Raw genomic sequence first — 22,964 nt, forward strand, 5'->3', positions numbered from 1 at the left:
TTTATTACCTGTTATTTTGCTGTAACGGTAGTATGAATAGATGCAACACTTTCATTATGCAATCGATCAACTGCAGTTACTACATACGTATATGTTTCTCCAGGAATAGCCGTTTTATCTACATAAATTTCTCCAGGTTTTGTCTTTCTTACAGTAGTAAGTAAATTTTTCGGATTTTCTATATTCACTTCACTTTTTCCATTCGCGCGGTAAATAGCGTAATAAGCAGAATCATTCTCTCTATTATCAATGATACCTAAAGCAATACCTTCATCTCTTGAGATAGCACCTTTTAAAGTCGGTTGTTTTGGTGGATTGTGATCAAGCCAAGGCATAGGCGGGATTAATGCAGGGTGTTTATATATGTCTTTTGAGAGTCTATCTTTCACTCCTAGTGGATTGTTATTAATGTCTTTTAAGCTAAAATGCATACTACCTTTAACTTCAGGAAATAGCCGGTTTAATGCAATCTGTCTTGGATATTCATCTGGGTCAAACCAGGCAGGGACAGAGTTATTATTAATTTTATAGGCTGCCTGACCGATGTATAGGTGAATTGGTTTATTATTTGTTTCTTTTACCCACCAATCTACTAATATGTCATATGCAGCGGGAGTGAAACCTATATTCCAATATATTTGCGGTGTAATGTAGTCAATATAACCTTTTTGTATCCACTCACGTGTATCAGCATAAAGATCATCAAAGTTTCTTTGGCCGGCAGTTGTGTTTGAGCCAGTCGGATCATCAGCTATATTTCGCCATACGCCAAATGGGCTAATGCCAAACTTTACGTATGATTTTTCTTGTTTGATAGTAGCATGTAAATCTTTTACAAGCTCATTTACGTTGTCACGTCGCCAATCTTCTATATTTGTAAATCTACCGTTATTATATGTTTCATACGTTTTTTGATCGGGGAATTGTTCGCCCGCTACTTTATATGGATAAAAATAATCATCCATATGTAACGCATCAATATCGTAATTTTGTACGATTTCTAAAGCACCTTCAGTTATAAACTTTTTCACTTCTGGAATACCAGGGTTGTAATATAATTTCCCGCCATAAGATACAACCCAATCCGGGTGCTGTCTTGCAGGATGATTATTTGATAATCGATTTATATCAGTATGATTCATCGTTATTCGGTATGGATTAATCCAGGCGTGGAATTCTATATTTCTTTTATGTGCTTCTTCAATCATAAATGCTAGTGGGTCGTATCCGGGATCTTTTCCTTGTATACCCGTAATGTATTCAGACCAAGGACCATAATTTGAAGGGTAAAAGGCATCAGCGGTTGGTTTTATTTGTACAACAACTGCATTCATACCGGTGTTTTTTACATCGTCTAATAATTTGATAAATTCTTGTTTTTGATTTTCAATTGGTAAGCCAGTTTTTGAAGGCCAATCAATATTAAGAACAGATGCGATCCATACAGCACGTAATTCGTGTTTTTTATACGTAGTATTTACTTCAGCATAAGTAGAGTGAGGGGAAATGAAAGAGAAGGGGATGGACAAGATGACGATGCAGCATATCATAAACAAACGTTTAACGATCATGTATACGCCTCCCTATCATATGATTATCTAAAATAATATTCGAGGTGAGGTTGGCCTTGCAATAGAGAAAATTGCATATTGAAACATTAATTTAATAGGAAAAATATTTTTGATGAAATTTACTTTCATTATAACTAAATTCATTTACTACTTCATATGCTTGTTAGTAAAGTGAAACTTCCTTTCGTTTGAAGGGTAGTAAATTATAAGTATAGGAGGATTCATAAATGAAGGTTTTGTTCGTTTGTTCTGGAGGAATGTCCAGCGCAATTGTTGTAAACGCTTTAAAAAAAGAGGCGGAGAAAAAGGGTATGAACATGGAAGTGCATGCGATTGGAACAAGTGAGGTGGAAGAAGAAGTAAAGAATGGTTGGGATGTTGTAATGGTTGCACCACAAGTTAGACACCGATTTGACTCTGTAAAAAAATTTGCAGAAGAGGAATCTATTCCGTGTGGTATCATTCCGCCGCAAGCATATACGCCGCTTGGTGGACCGACTTTGTTAAATACTGTAAATGATTTAATTCGTTAGGGGGGGAACCGTTATGAATAAGTTTGTCACGTTTCTTGATAAAAATTTATCTGGACCGATGGCAAGACTTTCTGAACAGAGACATTTACAAGCAATCCGTGATGGAGTTATTTCAGCATTACCATTTATCATCGTAGGAAGTTTCTTTTTAATCGTAGCATTTCCACCATTACCGAAAGATAGTTTCATATCCGTTTGGGCATTAAAGCATCAAACAAGTATATTAATACCATATCGGTTAACGATGTTTATTATGTCTTTATATATAGCATTTGGAATAGGATATAATTTAGCGAAGAGTTATAAGTTAGATGCTTTATCAGGAGCACAGCTTGCGGTATGTTCACTGCTACTAACATTAACCCCTGAATTAATTGATAAAAAAGGATTTATGCTTCCGATGACAAATCTCGGAGGTCATGGATTATTCGTGACGATGATTGTTTCTATTTTATCCGTAGAGATTTTAAGGTTTTGTAAGAAGAAAAATGTAATGATTAAAATGCCAGAACAAGTACCGCCATCTGTGTCGCGTTCATTTGAAGCACTTATACCTGCTGCATTCGTTATTATTATAATGAGTCTAGTAACTGTCGTTTTTAACATTGATTTACACCATGTTGTTGATAAATTAGCAGCACCATTAGTAAAAGCTGGGGATAGTTACTTAGGTGTAATGATTCCAGTGTTTTTAATTACGTTTTTTTGGTCATTCGGAATCCATGGTGTGTCGGTTGTTGGAACTGTTGCTCGGCCATTATGGGAAGTATACCTAGGGAAAAATGGTGAAGCAGTTGCTAGTGGAGCAGATCAGTTGCCATTTATTTCACCAGAGCCGTTATATCAATGGTTTATATGGATTGGCGGTTCTGGTGCGACATTAGGGCTTGTATTAGCTATGATTGTATTTGGTCGATCAAAATATTCGAAAGCATTATCAAGAACTTGTATTGTTCCGGGTATTTTTAATATAAATGAGCCAGTCATATTTGGATTACCGATTGTACTAAACCCAATTTTAATTATCCCATTTATCATTACACCACTTGTGACGGCAACTGTTGCATATTCAGCAACTGCGATGGGATTTGTAACGCCAACGCATATTATGCCGCCGTGGACATTACCAGCTCCAATTGGTGCGTATTTAGCTACAGGCGGAGATTGGCGTGCAATAGTATTAGTTTTTATAAATATAGCAATATCGTTCCTTATATATTTACCATTCTTTAAAATGTACGACAAAAATATGCTTGAAATTGAGAAGAATGGTGAAGGGGAATCTGTTAATCCATAATCTTTATGCTTTAATTTATGAGTGATAGGTATTTTGCCTATCACTTCTTTCACATGAAGTCCAGAGAGGATGAAATGGAATGAATATAAAATTTAGTTATAAAGGTGTATTTTTATTATTATTTGGAGTGATATGTGCGAATTTACTTTTTGTGCCTTTATTAAGAATGCTACATCTATCACAAATGCATAGTATATGGCTCGTTACAAGCATTGCGGCAAGCATTTTGCTTACAGTAGTTGTTTCTTTCATTGATGGATCGTTTGCATCGAAAGCTCAGTTGTTTTTTAGATTTATATTCTTTTCGATCGGTTGTACGTTTGTAACTTACATGATTGTTTTTTAGTGAATAGGAGGTCATGCATGTTATGTATATTGCGGGGATAATGTCCGGTACTTCATTAGATGGAATAGATGTAGCGCTCGTTCATATAGAAGGGAGTGGTGTAGAGTCTAAGATCGAACTCATCCATTTTACTACAGTTTCATTTTGTAACGATATAAAAAGTGAAATACAACAAGCATTATCAATAGAAAATTCAAATGTCCAACTCATATGTAGTTTAAATTTCAAGTTAGGTTTATGTTTCGCTAACGCTGTAAAAGAAGTTTGTAAAGAGGCCAATTTTTCTTTGGAACAATTAGATTTGATAGGTTCCCACGGACAAACGATTTACCATCAGCCAAAGCAAGATGGTAATATGATACTTTCTACATTGCAAATTGGGGAACCTGCAGTAATAGCATACGAAACGAACACGACGGTTATCTCAAATTTCCGTACGATGGACATGGCAGCAGGAGGACAAGGTGCACCACTTGTACCATATTCAGAAGTTATTTTGTATCGTCATCCAAGCAAAAATAGACTACTACAAAATATTGGTGGGATTGGTAATGTTACAGTAATACCAAGTCAACAAAGTGATCAGAACGTTATAGCTCTTGATACTGGTCCGGGTAATATGATAATTGATGAAGTATGTCAAAGGTTATTTCAGTTGTCATATGATCAAAATGGTAGGATTGCAAAACGGGGAGTTGTTGTAGATGAAATTTTAACTTATTGTATGAACCATCCATTTTTGAAAATGAATCCACCGAAATCAACTGGTAGAGAACAGTTTGGAGAAGAATTTGTAAGTGAGTTATTGAAGCGGTATGAAAAGCATAGTAAAGAAAATATAGTAACGAGTGTCACGATGTTTACAGCAAGTTCAATTGTACATCATTATAAGGAGTTTATTCTGCCGTATTATGAAATCGATGAGGTCATTTTAGGCGGTGGCGGCAGTTATAATAGCACACTTGTTGAAATGATACGGTATGGATTGAAGGATGAAAAATGTACAATATTCATTCAAGAAGATATAGGCTATTCTTCAGAGGCGAAAGAAGCAATCGCCTTTGCGATTTTAGCAAACGAAACGTATCATCATAATCCGAGTAATGTGCCAAGCGCAACTGGTGCTAAGAAATCTGTAGTTTTAGGGAATACAACATTCCCTCCAATAGGAAGAAAATGAGAAGAACGTATATGAAGTATATGATTGGAGTAGATGGCGGGGGAACGAAGACAGAAGCAATTGCATTTGATAAAGACGGAAATGAACTTGTAAGAGCTACCAGTGGTTTTGGAAACATATTAATAGATTTTGAAGAAGCTCTTGTGCATATTATGGAAGCGATTGATCAATGCCAGATAAGTGTAGTGAAAGAGCATTGCGTTTGTATTTGTTTAGGATTAGCAGGTATAGGTGGAGCAAATACAAATGAACTAACATTACGTCTAAAAAAGAAGTATGGAATACAAATTGAAGTTTTTAATGACGCAATGATAGCACATGCAGCCGCTTTAGAAGGAAAGGATGGAATTTTAACGATTGGTGGCACAGGTGCGATTTGTCTAGGGAGAAAAGGAGAAGTACATGAGTATAGCGGCGGATGGGGACATATTCTAGGAGATGAAGGAAGCGGATATTGGATTGCATTACAAGCTTTAAAGAGAATGGCAAATCAATTTGATCAAGGAGTTAGACTTTGTCCATTAAGCTTCAGAATTCAAGATGAGTTTCAACTTTTGACACCGTCTCATATAAAAAGTCTAGTTTATAGATCTGCAAAAGATAAAGTTGCAGCAATCACACCATTAGTTATTCGGGAAGCTAGAAATGGGAATGATGCTGCACATGAAATTATGATGCAAGCTGGAAAGGAATTAGCAAGGATTACGATAGATGTTTATAACAAGATGCAGTTTGATGTATCAGCTTCAATTGCAGTAAGTGGCAGCATATTGCGTTTCGTTCCTGAAATATATGATGAATTTAAGAAATGCTGTGAGAAAAGCATAGGAAAAGTTACATTTATATCACAATCACAATCAGCAGTGAAAGGAACATATTATTTAATGAAAAATATATATTTTAAAAAATAGCTGTATGAGAATTTTTGTATGATTTGTAAATATATGATGTTAAAATGTATAAATGGATGTGGATAGAAACGTACAATATACATAGTTCTTGAATATTGTATAAGTACTCCTACGTAGAAAGTGAATGATTACATGATTAATAGTATGCAATTTTTGTATTTGGTCGCTTCTTATTTATTCGGAAACATATTGACTGCTTATATAGTAACGAAATGGAGACATAACGTTGATATTCGTGATGAAGGAAGTGGTAATCCTGGTGCAAGAAACATGGGCCGTGTGTATGGAAAAGGGTATTTCGTCGCTACATTTTTAGGTGATGCGATCAAAGGGGCAATCGTTGTTTCTATGGCAAAATACCTTTTTGAAGATTCTACATTTGTAATGTTAGCTTTACTGGCTGTTATAATTGGACATATTTTTCCCATTTTATTTAAAGGTAAGGGCGGAAAAGGAATTTCAACATTTATTGGAGGATTAATCGCATTTGATTACTTGATAGCGCTTACTCTTATTGCTGTTTTCATTATATTTTATTTAATCTTTAAAGGATTTACTAAGCCAGGGTTAATTACAATCGCTTGTTTACCAGTTTGCATGATTTTGTATTCTTACTCTATTGTTACGACTATTTTAAGTACATTTATCATTGTACTTATTTTATATGTAAATCGCGAATGAACTGAACTTTTAATAAGTGGAGTTAATCTCCACTTATCATTTTTATTAAATGCATAAAGGAGAGAAAGCATGGGGTTAATTTATAAAGTTGCTGATCAAGATTGGGAATTTGAAAGTATACATAAATTGAATTATAAAACATTTGTAGAAGAAATTCCGCAACATGAAGAAACGAAAGATCGTGTTCGTATAGATCGTTTTCATGAAGAAAATACATATTTAATTTGTTTAGATGACGATAAGTTAGTAGGTATGGTTGCATTGCGAGGAAAACGACCATTCTCATTAGATTATAAAATTTCAAACTTAGATTTTTATTTGGAAAAGCATGGGGAAAATGTATATGAAATTCGTTTACTTTCAGTAGAACGCGAATATCGAAATGGAAGAGCTTTGTTAGGTTTAATTCGCTTTTTACATCGTTATTTGCTTCTAAATGGATATGAATTGGCGCTCATTTCTGCGACAACACGTGAACTACCTTTATATGAGCAAATGGGATTCAAACCTTTCCATACGTTAGTTGGCACAGAAGAAGCAGCCTTCCAGCCAATGTATGTTACCCCTGCTATGTTTGAAGCGTCGAGTGTTGGGGGTATTATGACGAAAGAATATACGTTTTTACCTGGTCCAGTAGATATTGAAGAGAATGTTCGAAAGGCATTTTCTACTAAGCCTATTTCACATCGTTCTAAGTCATTTCAAGTGACGATGGACAATGTGAAAAAACGTTTGCTGCAAATGACAAAAGCAAAACGTGTGCAAATCATGTTAGGAACAGGGACGTTAGCAAATGATGCCATCGCATTACAGTTACGTTCTTTAAAAGGAAAAGGACTCGTATTAGCAAATGGGGAATTTGGTAATAGATTAGTTGGGCATGCAACACGCGCAGAGTTACATTTTGATACGTATAAAAAAGAAATGGGAGAACCGTTTATTTATACAGAGTTAGAAAAAATAATGGGAACTGGACATTATGAATGGCTTTGGTTTGTTCACCATGAAACATCAACTGGAATGTTAAATGATTTAGATGAGCTGAATACCCTTTGTAACAAGCACGACATGAAACTTTGTGTAGATTGCATCAGTTCGATTGGAGCAATACCGATAGATTTAAAGGATGTATATTTTGCAAGTGGTGTTAGTGGAAAGGCAATTAAATCGTTTACTGGAGTATCTTTCGTTTTTCATAATCATAATGTGAGAGTAAACGAGACATTACCGGTCTATATGGATATCGGTATGTACGAAGAAAATGAAAGTATTCCGTATTCTCATTCATGGAATTTAATTTATGCACTGCAAGAAGCGCTGAAGAGATTTGAAGATGAAAAAGCATTTGTAAAAATTAAAGAGGCATATGATTATATGGAAGAAGCTATTACTAGTATGGGGTTAAAACTTGTTTCACCTAAAGAACATGCCGCGCCAATTATACTTACGATTCAATTAAATGGAGGTCTTTCTTCTAAAGCGGTCGGTGATGCGTTAGCGTTACAAGGATATATTGTCCATTATGAATCAACGTATTTACGAAAGAATAATTGGATCCAAATTGCATGCTTAAATCATTACAAAGAACGTGATATGAAGAGGATGCTAAATTGTTTGCAAATGTATGTATTACAAAGTGGGATTCATATATAAAGAATGGTCTTTAACATAGATGGTTTCGTATAAAGGAGCTGCGACTTACGAAAACTTAGGAAGAGAACATTGGAAGAGGTGTTAGTATGATAACTAAAAAACTACCATTGCATATAGACGATATTAAAAAAGCTCAAACTATTTTGGACAGAAATGTTCGTAAAACTCCATTAGTAAAATCATTTTATTTGAGTAGTAAAACAGGTGGAGAAATTCACTTGAAATTAGAAAATATGCAATTAACAGGTTCGTTTAAATTCCGTGGTGCGTTTAACAAAATGTCACAGCTTACAGATCAAGAAAAAGAAAGAGGAGTAATTGCTTGTTCTGCTGGTAATCATGCGCAAGGAATTGCATTATCTGCTCATTTACTCGGTATTAAGAGTAAAATTGTTATGCCAATTTCTGCACCGCAGGCGAAAGTTGAAGCAACAAAAGGATATGGATCTGAAGTGATTTTACATGGTGAAACCTTTGATGATGCAAAGGCAAAATGTGAAGAAATTATAAGGGAAACAGGTGAAACATACTTACATCCATATGATGATGTAGAGGTAATGGCTGGTCAAGGTACAATTGGATTAGATATTCTTGATGATATGTGGGATGTTGATACAATAATTGTTCCTATTGGCGGAGGCGGAATTATTTCTGGTATTTCTGTAGCATTGAAATCTTTTAATCCATCCATTAATATAATTGGTGTCCAAGCAGATAATGTTCATGGAATGAAGGCATCTTACGATAAAGGAGCAATCGTAGAACACTATGAGGCGCCTACTATTGCAGATGGTTGCGCAGTTAAAATACCAGGTGAATTAACATTTGAAATTGTAAAAGAATTAGTAGATGATATTGTAACTGTATCAGAAAAAGAGCTGGAAGTAGCGATGAAAGATTTATTACAACGTGGGAAAGCTGTTGTAGAAGGTGCAGGTGCATTAGCAACTGCTGCACTTCTTGCAGGAAAAGTTGATAGTTATATAAAAGGGAAAAAAGTAGTGGCTGTTATATCTGGTGGGAACGTGGACTTACAGCGCATATCAAGTGTATGTGAGCACTTTTTTGTCGCTAATGAAGTGAAATAGTTTTATGAAAGAAGAGCTAAGAGAAATGATCTTAGCTCTTACTTTTTGTCTACCGTTTACTGTAAATAGAAATAAACTTGCAAAATTTGCTGTTTAAAAATTATTTTATTTAAGCGCCTATTTTTACACATATCTTTAATGTTATAATAATTATTTCAATATTGTCGAAACGTAAGCAGAAATTTATTATAATAGTTTTAATATGCTAATGAGCGGTGAGGAGGGCAGGGCATGAATAAAGAAGAACAGGTCATGAACGGTTTCAGGGAATTATATAATAAGCTGGTTTGGCTTAATAAAGATAAGATGGAAGAAGGTCTTAAAGGTTTTAAGTCTTCTGAAGTCCACTGCATTGAATATATTGAAAACAATGCAGATTCTAACGTGACACAACTCGCAGAGGCTTTTTATGTGACTCGCGGTGCCATAAGTAGAATGACTAAAAAGCTCATACAAAAAGGCTTTGTTGAAAGCTACCAAAAGTCAGAAAATAAGAAAGAAATTTATTTTAGGCTTACCGAACAAGGGAAAGAAATTTATAAAATCCATGAAAATCTGCACAAAGAGTTTCAAGAGCGGGATAAAGCTGTATTTGAGCAAGTAACTGAAGAAGAATTCAACAGTATAATTAGCTTTGTGGAAAAGTATAGTAGACATTTGGATGCAGAAATAAAGAAACAAGGTATACATATTAAATCGTAATATATTTTAATAATAAAGTGAAACTTTAATCAGTGGGGGGGGTCTTCATCTCCACTGATTATCAGCCCTCACCAATCGGGCTTTTACGGGCAGCCTTACTCTAATGAGAATAGGCTGCTTTTTTATTATTTTATGTTTTGTTGCTTTATCAACAAAACAGAGTTATTATTTTGTTGATAAAGCAACAAAATGTTTTAAGGAGAGAAGTTAAATGTCTATATTTAGATCAAAAAATGAAAGGGAAATTGAAAAAAGCATAGATAAACATGCTTTACTATTCGGACTCATTTCTGTATTTCTTAGTGGTATAGGTTTCAGTATCATCATGCCTGTAGTCCCATTCTTAGTACAGCCATATACAAGTAATCCGGAAGAACAAGCATTGGTTGTTACACTACTAACTTCCGTATATGCGGCCTGCGTGTTTTTAACTGCCCCAGTAATCGGGGCTTTAAGCGATAAGTATGGCCGTCGTCCATTACTTTTAATATGCTTATTTGGTTCTGCAATTGGGTACTTATTTTTTGGAATAGGAGGAGCTTTATGGGTACTATTTGCTGGACGCATAATAGAAGGAATAACAGGCGGGAGCATAAGTACTATCTTCGCATATTTTGCAGACATCATCCCTCCAGAGCAGAGAACGAAATATTTTGGATGGTTGAGTGCAGTTGTAGGAGCGGGAACTATTATTGGACCAACTCTTGGGGGCTTACTTGCAAAGTTTGGTCATTCTGTACCGTTATACTTTGGAGCACTCATCACTTTATTAAATTTTTTATATGGTATGAAATATATGCCTGAGAGTCTTGACAAAAATAATAGATTAAAAGAGATTACTTTTGTAAGGTTGAATCCTTTTGCGCAGCTAGCAAACATACTTTCCATGAAAAACTTAAAATGGTTACTTGTCTCAGCGTTTTTACTATGGCTACCTAACGGATCTTTACAAGCAATTTTCACTCAATTTACGATGGATACCTTTAGTTGGGAGCCTGCACTAATCGGACTTATGTTTTCAATTATGGGCTTTCAAGACATCATTTCACAAGCTTTTATAATGCCAAAACTTTTGATCAAGCTTAGTGATAAACAAATAGCGATACTTGGGATGGTTTCGGAGATTATTGGCTACAGTTTTATTGCAGCATCTGCTTTGTTTTCGTTATATCCACTTCTAATCGTTGGGATGTTACTGTTTGGTTTTGGTGATTCAATTTTCGGGCCTTCATTCAATGGGATGCTCTCAAAGTCTGTCAGTTCTAGTGAACAAGGAAGGATACAAGGTGGTAGCCAATCTATTCAAGCTTTAGCAAGAATGATTGGTCCAATTATTGGGGGGCAAATCTATGTATCACTTGGTCATGCAGCACCTGCTTTTATGGGGATGATTCTTATAGTAACGGCAATAGCAGTTTTGTATAGGCGTGCGCATGTAACGGTATAAATTACATGCACTAATATTGTATATATTTCTTTATTGAAATCGGCTGCATAATAGATAGTCATAAGTACGAATAATAGGGTGTCGGAGCTTATGACCAAGTGCTGGCACCCTAATTGTCTACGGCTGGAGAGTTAAGAGAATTTCTGGTGTTTCTGATAGGATTTATCCTGCAATAGCGCAATTGATACATGATAATATTCAGTGGGGTGCATAGAGTTTACTTTAATGAAAGGTTGGTTTTAGTTGAAACTAGAAAAAGTAGGTAAATGATCACTTATTTTAAGTCACGCCTGAGCTGAAGTAAATAATGACTCCATTTTTAATTTGCTCTTTTCTCGAATTTCAGCGTCTGCATGGCGCATTACAAATTTATGCGCTATAGCGATCGCTAAAACATCATCTAATAAGCCAATCCCAATAATAGCAGCTATATCTGGAATGAAATCAATTGTTAATACGTAATAGGATAAAGCGGCTAGTATGATGAATTTCGCTTTAGTAGGTAACCCTTTTTTTCTCATTGTGTAATATAAAATAATACTTTCATATACACTAGATTTACCGAGATCTGCTGAGCTTTTCTTGAATTTTTTCCAAAGTGTCTGTTTCTCCATATAAACACTCCTTTTACAAAAACATAGATTTTTTAAAAGGATAGACAAAGAAGTGAGTAAATAATCAATTTTATTGATTTTCTTATTGTATATTTCCATAAAAATAGGGAATTACCTGTTCAAAATAAAAGAATGTTGGTTATGTAATGAATTACAGTGTATATGTTCGTTCCAAGTAAAGGTACTACGTAGATAACGTTTTGTGGTAACGCGTATTAAAGTTCATTTTTTACATTAATCTCTGCATTCGTACAATGTTAAATTACTTCTAAATAATCTATTGTTACATCTATTGGTGAGAACTTTGGTAATTCTTGAATAGCCCCTTTACTCGCTGGTGATTCATAAGCTTCTAATGTGATTCTGTTATTATTCGATTAGCTACTTCATCTAGCATTTCAGGTGCTACTTTGTTTTGAATTATTTTTTCTTCTCTTTTCTCCCATCTTCTTGAAAGTAGTCACTTCGGTGATGGCTTTTTTATTTTCTCAGATGAAGCTGATGAGTTTGAGTTTTAGAATTTTATCGTGCTATTATTTATATAACAAGGGGATGTTGTAAGAAAAAAATACAATTTGAGGGGAAGATGAGAATGGGGATTTATAACTATGAAGCGAAAGAGGATTTGCAAGTAGGGGAAGTTTGTCTAGAACGCGATATTTATGAAATTATTAATTTTTACAAGAAAGGGTCAATAGTTTTATGTGATTCAGTATCTCGTTTCAGTGCGAATTCAGACAGAATGTTTGAAGTGATAAATAGGATAGAAACATATATGCATAAAAATGAAGACTATACATATCAGGTTTCGGATAGGCCCAAGTTGATTTATGTAGTTGAACAGGTAAGATAAGGAAAGCATTCATAACGGATGCTTTTTCTTTATTATATAGAAAGTACACATTAAATGAGAATTTGAACGATATGTATGTAGATGATTTATTTTTTTATTAAACATTTATTAAGCGGTATGGGGGAAGAAAAATGAAGATAATAGAACTACCAATTGAATTCAAATTTAACGGGAAAAAACAATGTATTTTTCCAAGTTTAATTATATTACATAATGAATTAACATTAGTCGATACAGGATATACAAATTTTTTACCTTTAATTGAAAATGCAATATTAAAACATGGGTATGAGCTGAAAAACTTAAAAAATATAATTATTACTCATTATGATGACGATCATATAGGATCTTTATATGATTTCAAAGTGAAATATCCTCACGTTCATATTATTGCTAGTGAAATTGAATCTAACTATATTAATGGTGATATAAAATCAGAGAGGTTAGTTCAAGCTGAAGAAATGTTAGAACGTATGCCAAATGAAGAGAAAGAATTTGGTGAGTGGTTTATACAACAGTTAAAAAATATAAGGCATATTTCCGTCGATGAAAAAGTATATGATGGTCAAATGATTTTGAATAATGAATGTCAAATAGTAGCGACGCCAGGACATACTTCGGGGCATATTTCATTATATTTTCCGAATTTAAACTGTGTAATCACAGGGGATGCGGCTGTTCAAGATAATTGTGAATTAAAAATAGCTAATCCGGATTTTTGCTTAGACATAGAAAAAGCGGAAGAATCATTAAATAATATTAAAAGTCTTAAAGCAGCGCAGTATTATTGCTATCATGGAGGAAAGCTTACTGTATAAAATAATAAAAAATGATCTTTCCCATATCGAAAAGATCGTTTTTAAATTCATAGATTCTGCAATTTGAATTAAATCCTTTACGTTATATTTTTCTTGTATATAGCGTTTGTTACCAATTGCAATTGTATATTGAAAACCATTTTTCTGAAAGAGGAGCTCGTATGCTGAATCAAAATGAGGATTATATAATGCTTTTATATTATTTTTTAGGCTGTAGAACTTAGCGCCCTTATGTACATAGAAGGCTAATTTATTTTGAACTGGTGAAACAGTGATTTTAAAAATCCCATTAATATCTTCATTGTAGTATTGAAGGTTTAAGTAATCGTTATAGATGTACCCTTGAAATTCGTGAATTTCGAACGGGAATTTTGGAGGAGTAAGTATATGTTCCTTACACTTCATTTCATATTCTTTTACGATAGTAGCTTCTTTCATAAATGGATTCGTTCCATCAAAAATTTGCTTAATTCGAGATATTTTATTATTCTTTGTTACTATCTCTAAAATGCAACCGATAGTAAATTCTTCATCAGTGCCTTTGAAATAACAAATAAGAATTGTAGTATCATTTTTTGGAGATGGTACTATTTTAATTTTGCGAATAGGTTTATTTTTTTGAAGTTAGGTAGTTCAATCCCATCTATTACATATGACTGCATTAATTTTTTATCATTTTTGAGTAAAGCATATTTGAATTTACTTAATACATCTGTTTGAGATTTCGCCATAATAATTGTGGTGGATTGAAAATATAGTAAGAAAAATATGCAAAAAATCCTTATGAGTGTATTAGTCAATTTTATCATCTTATAACTATCTTTCCGTAAATTTGAAATATATATGTATAGGAGGGAGAAGATGAGTTTATTGTTTGATGTAATTGCAGATATCATTTTATTTTATCCTCGAAATGACATGAAATTAAAACATCATATTGCCAAATTAAGCGAATTTGAGTGGTTTCGAAAGCTACACGAAGATACAAAGTATACAAGATTAATTTGGAGTAATAGAAAAGTTAAGAAGTTCATTTTGTCTTCTACTAACATGGAAGCATTAATAAAATCCGAGAAAAAGCAAAAAGAATTTGTCCGACTAGTACACGATGAATATAAAAAAAGAAGATAAGAATTTTTTTATTTTTCATATTTGGCGAAACAAATGGTACAATGAAAGCTAATGTGAAAAATAAGGAAAAGAAGTGGTCTATTTGAAAAACTTTTTAGAATTAGGAATTAGTGAAACTTTTAATCATACATTACGTGAAAATGGAATTACAGAAGCAACACCGATTCAAGAGAAGGCAATTCCTGTTATACTGTCAGGTAAAGATATTATTGGGCAGGCGAAAACAGGAACGGGTAAAACGTTAGCATTCGTGTTACCGATTTTAGAAAAAATCGATCCAGAGTCTAGTGATGTTCAGGCTTTAATTGTTGCACCAACAAGGGAACTAGCACTGCAAATTACAACTGAAATTAAAAAAATGCTTGTTCAAAGAGAAGATATTAATGTACTAGCGATTTATGGCGGGCAAGATGTAGCACAACAATTGAGAAAATTAAAAGGTAATACACATATTGTTGTTGCAACACCAGGACGATTATTAGATCATATACGACGTGAAACAATTGATTTAAGTAATCTTTCAACGATTGTACTAGATGAAGCGGATCAAATGCTTTATTTCGGTTTCTTATATGATATTGAAGATATTTTAGATGAGACACCTGGTAGTAAACAAACGATGTTATTCTCAGCAACGATGCCAAAAGATATTAAAAAATTGGCGAAGCGCTATATGGATGAGCCGCAAATGATTCAAATACAAAGTGAAGAAGTAACGGTTGATAAAATTGAGCAGCGTGTCATTGAGACAACAGATCGTGCAAAGCCAGATGCACTTCGTTTTGTTATGGATCGTGATCAGCCATTTTTAGCAGTTATTTTCTGTCGTACAAAGGTTAGAGCAAGTAAGCTTTATGATAATTTAAAAGGACTAGGTTATAATTGTGCTGAACTTCATGGTGATATACCTCAAGCGAAACGTGAAAGAGTTATGAAGAGTTTCCGCGAAGCTAAAATCCAGTACTTAATCGCAACGGATGTAGCAGCTCGTGGATTGGATGTGGATGGTGTAACGCACGTATTTAACTTTGATATCCCTGAAGATGTAGAAAGTTATATTCACCGCATTGGCCGAACAGGACGTGCAGGTGGATCAGGTCTTGCAATTACATTCGTTGCAGCGAAAGATGAAAAACATTTAGAAGAAATTGAAAAAACGCTTGGTGCACCAATACAAAGAGAAATAATCGAACAACCGAAGATAAAACATGTAGATGAAAATGGAAAACCGGTACCAAAGCCGGCTCCGAAGAAATCAGGCGAATATCGTCAAAGAGATAGCCGTGAAGGTTCAAGAAGTGAATCAAGACGTGGTTCGAGAAATGGTTCAAGAAGTGATTCAAGAAATAGTTCAAGAAATGAAAACAACCGATCATTTAATAAGCCAAGTAATAAAAAAGGTAGTTCAAAGCAAGGTCAGCAAAGACGTGGCCGTTAAATAGTTAGAATTGTAAAGAGTCGCAAAAATTGTGGCTCTTTTTTTGTTTGTATAGAACAAGGATGATAGCAAGAAAAAGAACAAAAATTTCATTCACCGTATTTAAAATTTATAAAGGAGATTATATAGTCCAAAAGCAGTAGAGCAAGGGAATTACAACCATGTCGTAATTCAGGAACAAGTGCAACTTACGTATGAACAATATTTAATCGGAAAAAATCGAGAGAAAGCAATTCGTGCTAGCTCCCCTGATGATGATACGGAGTATGAAAAAATCAATTGGTATAACGATACGAAAACATCTTTTGGAAACAAAGAATTGAACGATGGAGTGAAAGAAATTCGTAACATATTCAAATGGTAGGGGAATGTTATGCTGCAGCAAAAAGAGAACGGCACTTATTATGTCTACTATTTAGGCAGAACACTTTTGTTGAAAGAAAAGGTATTGAAGCGAACGAGTATTTTCATTACACATTCCGCAATTGTCGAAATAGAACAAGAGAAGTTTATGAGGATTAAACTCGTATGGGGGGGGGGACAATCGTTGGAAACTCGAAAATTACTTTGTTAGTTTTGTTCGATGAGAAACTCGAGAAGCACCACTGCCATCCTAATTGGGAAATTGCTTACTATGACGATGAAGGTAATGTAGTGTGAAGTTAACAGAAGGGGTAGTATACGAAAAAAGAAAAAAGGACTAGCAGTCGTACCTGCCGTCCTTTAATAGGAGAAACAGTAATCTTGTTTAGAACTACGCATAAACAGAAAATCTGCTTGTGATTAGTTTTACCCTAAATATAAGTGTCTATACAAAAAAAGGGATAAGTAAAAAATACTTATCCCCGGAAGGGAAATCCCAAGCACCAAAATGGCTCGTATTGGTATGCAGGTTCAAAAGTAGTATATGTAAAATGAAAAATCTCATACAAAAAGCAGACAACGATTTTGGTTGTCTGCCAGTGAGTTCAATGAGTTAGCTAATTGTGATAATTTGCATCCCCATTACGAGAAGAGTGAAGCTGCTAGTTCAAACAGCTTGTTGGTATTATTTTCGATTTCTAAAAAAATATACAGAGAAAGCAGATAAGTGAAGAACCTACCTGCTTCTGCTGTAACAAAAGAAAGAAGTATTAGCCGTGGACACGGCGGCTTGAAAATAGTATGTATTTTTATTTGAAAAATATTCAAGAGATGAAGAAACATGGAATGTTTAATAAATGGTGTTTGCGAAATTAATCAGCTAATTAGTAAAACAAAGAGAAAAACAATGAGCAAATATAACAATAGAAAGGTAAATGTTCAAAAGAGCGATGAGTATAAAGTAAAACAAAATAGTTATTTGGGAGAAAGGGCGAATGAATACGGGATGAATTGAAGTTGTTGGAGAATTACTCGAGGTGATTAAAGAATGCTTTTAGAACGGAACATCTTTAAAGGTTGAAGCTAATGATTTTAATATTGTATCTTGGCTGATTGAAGAAGCGACGCATAAAACAAAATAAAGATTTCATTTTGTAGCAAAGGGGAATAGATATGTGTACGTATTGGGAAACGCAGTTAAAGACTTCTTTAAGAGGTAAGAACTGGAATGAAATAAAAGAGCAGCTAGCAAAAGCTAACTGCTCAATACAAGGAGATCAGAGAAGACTACTTTACATGAATGTTGGCATACAGCCTACATTCAGTATTGACCGAATATTTATTTTAAATCCAATTTATTTAAAGTAAACATCCCAACAGATAAAATGGCTGCGCCTGCTACAGAACCTAGCCAGTCCCTCCAGCCTAATGTATTTAAAGATGCATCTGTTAAATCCATAATTAAGAAGATAGCAAACATTAATACACCAAATGCTAAGCATCCCCAAAATGTTTGCAAATATTTAATTATCTTATTTCGGAACTTGCTCATATAAATCACCCTTAGTAATAATTTATATTTTTATAAATAAATTATTACATATATATAAATTAAAAGTACGAAATATGCAATATTGCATATTGGGACTCAACAAAATAATCCATTCATAAGTAAATAGATCGAACAGAGGGGAACCGTATCGTATGAATCAATTGTCACTTTTTGAAGTCATCGATGAAAAGGAGATGCGTAGACTTGTGGTAAAGGAGCTGAAAAAATACAAAGTATTGTGCGTCTGAATGAAGAATCAAGAAAAATAGGATTAAGCCGGGGCATCGTTCTTTTCCTAAAATGAAAGGTGACGATAAGAAACATGAGGTACGTTTTAAATAAATTGAACGGAAGCTAAAAAATAAAAATTTATAAAGGAAATAGAAAGAAGGATGTTGTATATAAACAATAATTAGGAAACTTTTTACTAACTAAACATATAATTGAAATAGACCGACAGTCGGTCTGGCGGGAAGGAGAACGTGAATGCGCATAGTTAAGGAATATGAGGAGCGACGAAAGGAAATTTTAGAAACTGCTGAACGTTTATTTATTACGAAAGGTTATACGAAAACAACAGTAAATGACATTTTAAAAGAGATAGGGATAGCAAAGGGGACGTTTTATCACTATTTTAAGTCGAAAGAGGAAGTAATGGATGAGATTATTATGAGGATTATTAAAGAAGATGTTGCTAAAGCAAAAGTAATCATCTCTAATCCCAAAATCCCAGTGTTAGAAAAGTTATTGCGGGTTTTGATGGAGCAATCCCCAAAATCAGGGGATGTAAAAGATAAAATGATTGAGCAATTTCATCAACCAAATAATGCAGAAATGCATCAAAAAAGTTTAGTACAATCTATTATTCATTTATCTCCTGTATTAACGGAAGTTTTAGAGCAAGGAATTGAAGAGGGGATATTTTCAACTTCCTACCCACAAGAAACGATTGAATTATTACTATCCTCAGCGCAAGTCATATTTGATGATGGGTTATTCCAATGGAAACCGGAAGAAATGATGAGGAGAGTGAAAGCTTATATTAAAATGATGGAAGTATCTGTTGGAGCGAAAGAAGGATCCTTTGATTATATGATGGAGGTTTTAATGAAACAGAAATAATGTTTTTCTGTTTGTTTATTATAGACCGACAGTCGGTCTAAATTAAAGGAAGGGTGTGATTATGATGTCTATAAGTATAAAATCTTCGATGAAAGATTTTTATTTAATGGTGAGTGGGCAAATTATTACTATTTTAGGTTCAACACTTTTACGTTTTGCATTGTCATTATATGTACTAGATATAACAGGACGTGCTGATATATTCGCAGGATTATATGCGGTAACGAGTATTCCGTTTTTGCTAGCTCCTCTTGGCGGAGCGATAGCAGATCGTTTTAATCGCCGTAATTTAATGGTTATATTTGATTTTATAAACGCTACGATTGTATTAAGCTTTATAGTTTTATTATTTACTGGATCTGTATCTATTATATTGATTGGAACAATAATGTTTTTATTAGCAGTCATTAGTGCAATGTACTCACCAGTTGTAATGGCAAGTATTCCACAATTAGTTCCTGAGACAAAATTAGAACAAGCGAACGGTATTGTAAATGGTGTGCAAGCACTATCTAATATAGTTGCTCCTATATTAGGAGGAATATTGTACGGCATAATTGGTTTGGAAATGCTTGTAATAATAAGTTGTCTTGCTTTCTTTTTATCTGCGATTTTAGAAATGTTTATTACAATACCTTTTATAAAAAGAGCACAAGAAAGCTATATAATACCGACAATTGTAAAGGATATGAAAGAAGGATTTATATATGTTTTAAAACAGCCATTTATTTTGAAGGCTATGTTACTTGCAGCTTTACTAAACTTAATTTTGACACCGCTATTTGTTGTTGGAGGACCTATTATTTTACGAGTAACTATGCAAAGTAGCGATACGATGTATGGAATTGGGATGGGGTTAATTGATTTTGCCACCATATTAGGTGCATTGTCAATCGGTTTCTTTGCTAAAAAGTTACAGATGAAAACATTATATTATTGGATGCTTATTATAGCTCTATTAGTAATACCAGTAGCGCTATCAGTTACACCATTTATTCTTAATTTAGGATACTATCCACCATTTATCCTCTTTATACTTTCTTCTATTCTAATTGCAATGATCATGACAATTGTATCCATCTATGTGATTACTGTAGTTCAAAAGAAAACACCAAATGAGAACTTAGGAAAAGTAATGGCAATTATTACAGCGGTATCCCAATGCATGACACCGATTGGGCAAGTCGTTTATGGTTTTATGTTTGAAGAATTCAGTATGAAAATTTATTTACCTATATTAGTTATTAGTTTCATAATGATATTAATAGCAGTTGTGACGAAGAAAATACTATCGAATGAAGGGAACTAGCTTTATATGATTAGGAGAATGTTAAAAAGAGATTTCTCTCAAAATAAAATGATAATTACTATTTTATTTATGTTTATCATGTTATCAAGTCTTTTAATGGCTAGTGCTTCAAGTAATGTTATGAATCTATTGAACTCAATGGATCAATTGGTTAAAGTATCAAACGCACCGCATTTCGTACAAATGCATGCCGGAGAAGTAAATCAAAAGTCAATTGATTCCTTTGTAGAAAAAACTCCGTTTGTAAAAAAACAGCAAACGGCTGAGATGGTTCAAATAAACGGATCTAACATTTTTATAAAGAAGAAAAATGAAGCGGAACATAGTAGTGTAATGGACATAAGCTTCGTTAAACAAAATAGTAAGTTTGATTTTTTATTAAATTTAAATAATGAAGTGGTTGATGTTAGGAAAGGGGAAATAGGTGTACCCATTTATTATATGCAAAAATATAATTTGCGTATTGGAGATAAAATATGGGTTGATAAAAATAAGAATGAACTAGAATTTACTATTTCAGCATTTGTTCGTGATGTTCAAATGAATCCATCAATTGTTAGTTCAAAACGATTCGTAATAAGCAATGAAGACTTTGAAAAAATAAAAAGGAATTTTGGAGAAAGCGAATATCTTATTGAATTCCAGCTAACAGATGAAAATAAAATAAATGAATTTGAAAATCTATACGAGTCATCGAACTTACCTCAAAAAGGCCCCTCTATTACGTATTCACTATTTAAAACACTCAATTCATTAACAGATGGAATAATAGCTGCAGTACTTATCATAATAAGTGCATTATTAATGTTAATTGCAATGTTATGTATTAGATTTACGATCATTACTTCGATGGAAGAAGATTATCGGGAAATTGGAGTTATGAAAGCTATCGGCATTCATAACAAAGATATTCAAAAACTATATGTAACAAAATATGTTGTTATTTCAGCTGGTGGATGTATATGTGGATATATATTTTCACTATTTGTTACAAAGATATTTACTTCTAATATCACTCTTTATATGGGGGCGGCAGATAAAAGTATTTTACACAATGTTGTGCCGTTAATAATCACAACATTGTTATTTTTAGTCGTTATCCTGTTCTGTCGTATCATTTTGCGGAAATTTAGGGGAATTACAGCAATAGATGCTTTGCAATCAAGAGATAAACTAGGAAAAAGAAAGATTAGAAAATCTTTTTCAATCAAACAAACTAAAATTACAAATGTAAATATATTTATTGGTATACAAGATGTTATAAAAAGATTTAAGTTATATCGCGTATTAAGTATCGTATTAATAATAGCTGTGTTTATGATTGTGGTACCTGTTAACATTTTGTATACGATTCAGTCACCGAAGTTTGTTAATTATATGGGAACAGGAAAAAGTGATATTCGAATAGATTTACAGCAAACTGAAAATATAGAGAAACGATTTAAGGACGTTATATCATATTTACGAGATGATGATGAAGTAGAAAAATATGCAGCATTTGTAACGAGTACATTTAAAATGGTTAGCGCTGATGATACACATGAAAACTTAAATGTAGAAGTGGGAGACTTCACTACATTTCCATTAGACTATATTCAAGGTAGGCCACCAAAAAATGAAAATGAAATTGCTCTTTCTTATATGAACGCAAATGAATTAAAAAAGAGTGTAGGGGATTATATCGTTTTATTTGTAGATGGGAAAGAGAAAACACTAACGATTAGTGGTATATATCAAGATGTAACGAATGGTGGGAAAACAGCTAAAGCTAGTTTTTCTAATAATAATGAAAATATATTATGGTATGTAGTAAATATAGATTTGAAGCCTAATGTGGATGTGCAAGAAAAAGTGAAGGAGTATAAACAAAACTTTAGTTCTACAAAAATAACAGATACGGATGATTATTTAACGCAAACTTTAGGAGAGACAGTTAAACAAATAAGACTTGTGACTCAAGTAGCTATTTTGATTGCGATATTAATATCAGTTTTAATAACTGCGATGTTTTTTAAAATGTTATTAGCAAAAGATTCTTCGCAAATTTTAATTATGAAAAATATCGGATTTTCTTATAAAGATATTCGTATACAGTATATAACTCGTTCGATTGTCATCGTATTATTAGGCATTGTGACAGGGATATGTATAGCTGCTACGTTTGGTGAAATGTTAGTAAGTTGGTTAGGCTCATTTATGGGAGCAGCTCATATAAAGTTTGTCGTAAATCCTATCGTTTCTTATATAATATGTCCAGCTATTTTATTTATAGCTGTGACTGCAACAACACTTTTCAGTAGTTTTACTATAAATCAAACAAACGATGTAAAGCCAAATGGGGAGTAGGGGTGTAAA

General features: G+C 33.5%; 22 protein-coding genes and 1 pseudogene. 19 read left to right on the forward strand and 4 right to left on the reverse strand.

The genetic code is table 11. The annotated features are described in order from the left end of the window. Nucleotides 1–11 precede the first annotated feature (11 nt). Nucleotides 12–1,571: a glycoside hydrolase family 10-like protein gene (locus AC2CGR_RS07270; protein ID WP_087963861.1), complete on the reverse strand. Its 1,560-nt coding sequence runs from the start codon at nt 1,569–1,571 to the stop codon at nt 12–14. 227 nt (nt 1,572–1,798) lie between these two features. Between AC2CGR_RS07270 and AC2CGR_RS07275 the strand changes: the two genes are divergently transcribed. The 10 genes from AC2CGR_RS07275 (at nt 1,799) to AC2CGR_RS07320 (ending at nt 11,409) form a co-directional block, all read left to right on the forward strand. Beyond that, nucleotides 1,799–2,104, forward strand: coding sequence for a PTS sugar transporter subunit IIB (locus tag AC2CGR_RS07275; RefSeq protein WP_087963862.1), 306 nt, complete (start codon nt 1,799–1,801; stop codon nt 2,102–2,104). Between the two features lie 13 nt (nt 2,105–2,117). Further along, nucleotides 2,118–3,401: a PTS sugar transporter subunit IIC gene (locus tag AC2CGR_RS07280; RefSeq protein WP_087963863.1), complete on the forward strand. Its 1,284-nt coding sequence runs from the start codon at nt 2,118–2,120 to the stop codon at nt 3,399–3,401. 79 nt (nt 3,402–3,480) lie between these two features. Continuing rightward, nucleotides 3,481–3,747 carry a hypothetical protein gene (locus AC2CGR_RS07285; protein WP_001021970.1) on the forward strand — a complete coding sequence of 89 codons (267 nt, stop codon included), beginning with the start codon at nt 3,481–3,483 and terminating at the stop codon, nt 3,745–3,747. Between the two features lie 22 nt (nt 3,748–3,769). Next, nucleotides 3,770–4,927, forward strand: a complete 1,158-nt coding sequence (gene anmK / locus AC2CGR_RS07290; protein ID WP_087963864.1) for an anhydro-N-acetylmuramic acid kinase AnmK — start codon at nt 3,770–3,772, stop codon at nt 4,925–4,927. Between the two features lie 11 nt (nt 4,928–4,938). Then, complete coding sequence (locus AC2CGR_RS07295; protein ID WP_484480693.1) at nt 4,939–5,838, forward strand: BadF/BadG/BcrA/BcrD ATPase family protein; 900 nt, start codon at nt 4,939–4,941, stop codon at nt 5,836–5,838. A gap of 132 nt (nt 5,839–5,970) precedes the next feature. Next, nucleotides 5,971–6,519 (forward strand): glycerol-3-phosphate 1-O-acyltransferase PlsY, encoded by a 549-nt coding sequence (gene plsY / locus AC2CGR_RS07300; protein WP_071715849.1) that lies wholly within the window; start codon nt 5,971–5,973, stop codon nt 6,517–6,519. Nucleotides 6,520–6,588: 69 nt separating this feature from the next. After that, nucleotides 6,589–8,172: an aminotransferase class V-fold PLP-dependent enzyme gene (locus AC2CGR_RS07305; protein ID WP_071715848.1), complete on the forward strand. Its 1,584-nt coding sequence runs from the start codon at nt 6,589–6,591 to the stop codon at nt 8,170–8,172. 86 nt (nt 8,173–8,258) lie between these two features. After that, nucleotides 8,259–9,260 carry a bifunctional threonine ammonia-lyase/L-serine ammonia-lyase TdcB gene (tdcB, locus tag AC2CGR_RS07310; protein ID WP_071715847.1) on the forward strand — a complete coding sequence of 334 codons (1,002 nt, stop codon included), beginning with the start codon at nt 8,259–8,261 and terminating at the stop codon, nt 9,258–9,260. 231 nt (nt 9,261–9,491) lie between these two features. After that, nucleotides 9,492–9,962 (forward strand): MarR family transcriptional regulator, encoded by a 471-nt coding sequence (locus AC2CGR_RS07315; RefSeq protein ID WP_423115825.1) that lies wholly within the window; start codon nt 9,492–9,494, stop codon nt 9,960–9,962. A 211-nt stretch (nt 9,963–10,173) separates the two neighbouring features. Beyond that, nucleotides 10,174–11,409 (forward strand): MFS transporter, encoded by a 1,236-nt coding sequence (locus tag AC2CGR_RS07320; RefSeq protein ID WP_071715846.1) that lies wholly within the window; start codon nt 10,174–10,176, stop codon nt 11,407–11,409. Nucleotides 11,410–11,693: 284 nt separating this feature from the next. Here the strand turns inward: AC2CGR_RS07320 and AC2CGR_RS07325 are convergent, their stop codons facing one another. Beyond that, the gene (locus AC2CGR_RS07325; RefSeq protein WP_071715845.1) at nt 11,694–12,023 is read right to left on the reverse strand and encodes a YkvA family protein; all 330 of its coding nucleotides are present in this window, start codon (nt 12,021–12,023) and stop codon (nt 11,694–11,696) included. A gap of 592 nt (nt 12,024–12,615) precedes the next feature. Between AC2CGR_RS07325 and AC2CGR_RS07330 the strand changes: the two genes are divergently transcribed. Both AC2CGR_RS07330 and AC2CGR_RS07335 read left to right on the forward strand, forming a co-directional pair. Continuing rightward, a complete protein-coding gene (locus AC2CGR_RS07330; protein ID WP_000513513.1) occupies nt 12,616–12,876 on the forward strand; it encodes a hypothetical protein in 261 nt (86 codons plus the stop codon). Nucleotides 12,877–13,007: 131 nt separating this feature from the next. After that, nucleotides 13,008–13,694, forward strand: a complete 687-nt coding sequence (locus AC2CGR_RS07335; protein ID WP_071715844.1) for an MBL fold metallo-hydrolase — start codon at nt 13,008–13,010, stop codon at nt 13,692–13,694. Nucleotides 13,695–13,739: 45 nt separating this feature from the next. On the opposite strand, the pseudogene AC2CGR_RS07340 reads toward AC2CGR_RS07335, so the two are convergent. Then, nucleotides 13,740–14,503: pseudogene (locus AC2CGR_RS07340) on the reverse strand (hypothetical protein); the annotation flags it as partial. Nucleotides 14,504–14,555: 52 nt separating this feature from the next. Here AC2CGR_RS07340 and AC2CGR_RS07345 point away from each other — a divergent pair. The 4 genes from AC2CGR_RS07345 to AC2CGR_RS07360 all read left to right on the forward strand — a co-directional run bounded on the left by AC2CGR_RS07345 (nt 14,556) and on the right by AC2CGR_RS07360 (nt 17,641). Then, nucleotides 14,556–14,825, forward strand: a complete 270-nt coding sequence (locus AC2CGR_RS07345) for a hypothetical protein (RefSeq protein WP_071715843.1) — start codon at nt 14,556–14,558, stop codon at nt 14,823–14,825. Nucleotides 14,826–14,898: 73 nt separating this feature from the next. After that, the gene (locus AC2CGR_RS07350; RefSeq protein ID WP_484480694.1) at nt 14,899–16,263 is read left to right on the forward strand and encodes a DEAD/DEAH box helicase; all 1,365 of its coding nucleotides are present in this window, start codon (nt 14,899–14,901) and stop codon (nt 16,261–16,263) included. Between the two features lie 181 nt (nt 16,264–16,444). Continuing rightward, nucleotides 16,445–16,627: a hypothetical protein gene (locus AC2CGR_RS07355; RefSeq protein WP_484480921.1), complete on the forward strand. Its 183-nt coding sequence runs from the start codon at nt 16,445–16,447 to the stop codon at nt 16,625–16,627. Between the two features lie 840 nt (nt 16,628–17,467). Next, nucleotides 17,468–17,641 carry a hypothetical protein gene (locus tag AC2CGR_RS07360; protein ID WP_165507110.1) on the forward strand — a complete coding sequence of 58 codons (174 nt, stop codon included), beginning with the start codon at nt 17,468–17,470 and terminating at the stop codon, nt 17,639–17,641. 324 nt (nt 17,642–17,965) lie between these two features. Here the strand turns inward: AC2CGR_RS07360 and AC2CGR_RS07365 are convergent, their stop codons facing one another. Further along, nucleotides 17,966–18,178 (reverse strand): hypothetical protein, encoded by a 213-nt coding sequence (locus AC2CGR_RS07365; protein ID WP_087963869.1) that lies wholly within the window; start codon nt 18,176–18,178, stop codon nt 17,966–17,968. 486 nt (nt 18,179–18,664) lie between these two features. Here AC2CGR_RS07365 and AC2CGR_RS07370 point away from each other — a divergent pair, with 486 nt between their 5' ends. The 3 genes from AC2CGR_RS07370 (at nt 18,665) to AC2CGR_RS07380 (ending at nt 22,955) form a co-directional block, all read left to right on the forward strand. Next, nucleotides 18,665–19,300, forward strand: a complete 636-nt coding sequence (locus AC2CGR_RS07370) for a TetR/AcrR family transcriptional regulator (RefSeq protein WP_087963870.1) — start codon at nt 18,665–18,667, stop codon at nt 19,298–19,300. A 61-nt stretch (nt 19,301–19,361) separates the two neighbouring features. Next, nucleotides 19,362–20,609 (forward strand): MFS transporter, encoded by a 1,248-nt coding sequence (locus AC2CGR_RS07375; RefSeq protein ID WP_087963871.1) that lies wholly within the window; start codon nt 19,362–19,364, stop codon nt 20,607–20,609. 6 nt (nt 20,610–20,615) lie between these two features. Further along, a complete protein-coding gene (locus tag AC2CGR_RS07380; RefSeq protein WP_131102159.1) occupies nt 20,616–22,955 on the forward strand; it encodes an ABC transporter permease in 2,340 nt (779 codons plus the stop codon). Nucleotides 22,956–22,964 lie beyond the last annotated feature (9 nt).

The organism is Bacillus sp. LSHTCR4, from assembly GCF_057197025.1.